Origin of the sequence: Actinoplanes sp. NPDC048791, assembly GCF_040650095.1 — a bacterium.
Lineage (GTDB): Bacteria > Actinomycetota > Actinomycetes > Mycobacteriales > Micromonosporaceae > Actinoplanes.
In genome coordinates, this window is sequence record NZ_JBEZGQ010001555.1 from 1 (window position 1) to 1,407 (window position 1,407).

2 protein-coding genes are annotated in these 1,407 nt (G+C 73.8%); both read left to right on the top strand.

What is annotated here, in order from left to right; translation table 11 throughout:
- Nucleotides 1–212 precede the first annotated feature (212 nt).
- A complete protein-coding gene (locus tag AB0C29_RS48430) occupies nucleotides 213–587 on the top strand; it encodes a response regulator (RefSeq protein WP_360835129.1) in 375 nt (124 codons plus the stop codon).
- Nucleotides 587–1,407: HEAT repeat domain-containing protein (locus AB0C29_RS48435; protein WP_360835131.1), on the top strand; the 821-nt coding region annotated here is incomplete at its 3' end. The genes AB0C29_RS48430 and AB0C29_RS48435, both read left to right, overlap by 1 nt.

The following is a 1,407-nucleotide window of genomic DNA, read 5'->3' on the forward strand; positions in this document are numbered from 1 at the left end:
TCAGCACGGTCGCGGCGAGGGCGACGCCGCGCCGGCCGGGGGAGCCGGCCACCTTCCGGATGTTCACGCACCCTCTATCGACGCCGGCCCGGGACGGTTGAGGGGCCGCACCCGGGGTTGCCGCATTGCTACCGTTCACCGCGAACGATGCTCACAAAACGGATATATTCGGCGGTGCACAGGCAGGCCGGACCGCGCGGAGTGGGAGGACGATGAGCACGATCCTCCTCGTCGAAGACGATCCGGACATCCGCCACCTGGTGTCGTACAAGCTCACCAAGGGCGGCTTCGACGTGGTCGAGACGGCCGACGGGCTCGCCGCGCTGCGCGCCGCCCGGGAGAACCCGCCGGACCTGATCCTGCTCGACGTGCGGATGCCCCGGATGTCGGGTATCGAGGTCTGCCGCGAGCTGCGCGCCGGCCCGCTGCCGGCGACCGTCCCGATCATCATGCTCACCGCCCGGTCGCGGCCCCAGGACCTCGAGCAGGGGTACGCGGCCGGCGCCACCGAATACATCGTCAAGCCGTTCAGCCCCCGTGACCTGCAGGAACGGGTGGAGGCCGCGTTGGCCCGGGTGAACAGCTGATGCTCGGCCTGTTCACTGTCGTGCTCGAGGTGCTGGGCGGGGTCGTCGCCGTGACCGTGATCGCCATCGTCGGGGTCCGGGTGGCCCGCAAGACCCGGCACCGCCGCCAGGCCGCCCTGGCCGCCGGACCACGCCGGGCGTTGCTGGCCTTCGTCGCGGACAACGGCGAGCACGGCGCCCAGGAGCTGGTGGCCATCCCCGACGAGGCCTGGCGGGCCGCCGAGCCCGGCGCCCTGGCCCTGCTGGGCAAGCTGCGTGGGGAGGCGCACCTCGCGCTGGTCTCCGTCTTCCTGCAACGCGGCATCGCCCGTACGGCCCTGGGGAACCTGCACTCGCACAGCCGGGTCAAGCGGGCCCGGGCCGCCCAGGTGCTCGGCGACCTCGAACTGCGCCAGGCCGTGCCGGAGCTGTGCCGGCTGCTCACCGACCGGCACGACGAGGTCCGGGTCGTGGCCGTCCGCGCGCTGGGCCGCATCGGTGACCCGGCCGCCGCCTGGCGGATCATCGCCAGCCTGGACCGCTCCGACCCGGTGCCCTCGCTGCTGGCCACCCACACGCTGGTGCAGCTCGGCGCCGAGGCCGAGGTGACCCTGTCAGCCGCGCTCGACCACCCGCAGGCCCGGGTCCGCGCGGTCTGCCTGGACGCGCTCGGCCTGCTCGGCGCCACCGGATCCGTGGACCGCATGGCCCGGGTCCTGCGGGAGGACAGCTACCTCGACGTCCGGGTGGCCGCCGCCACCAACCTGGGCAAGCTCGGCACCCGCAGTGCCCTCGAACCGTTGCAGCAGGCGCTGAGCCCGTCGCGGCCCGCGGCGCTGCG